The following is a 255-nucleotide window of genomic DNA, read 5'->3' as shown; positions in this document are numbered from 1 at the left end:
GGAGACCCCACACTACCATCGGCGCTACGGCGTTTCACTTCTGAGTTCGGCATGGGGTCAGGTGGGACCGCCGCGCTAGTGCCGCCAGGCAAATTCTGTTCGTCTAACACCACTCAGGGCATTAAACACTAATCTGTATCAGCTGAAAATCGCTCAAATCACGCCAAAACATCTTCGGCGTTGTAAGGTTAAGCCTCACGGTTCATTAGTACCGGTTAGCTCAACGCATCGCTGCGCTTACACACCCGGCCTATC

The 255-nt window shown here is 53.7% G+C and carries 1 rRNA gene; it reads right to left on the bottom strand.

What is annotated here, in order from left to right:
- Positions 1-89 (bottom strand): 5S ribosomal RNA (gene rrf, locus KW828_RS21770); the annotation flags it as partial.
- Positions 90-255 lie beyond the last annotated feature (166 nt).

It is taken from the genome of Enterobacter sp. ENT03, from assembly GCF_019218745.1.
Lineage (GTDB): Bacteria > Pseudomonadota > Gammaproteobacteria > Enterobacterales > Enterobacteriaceae > Enterobacter_D.
Note: the sequence above shows the minus strand (reverse complement) of the source record. Positions and strands in the feature narration are given on the sequence as shown.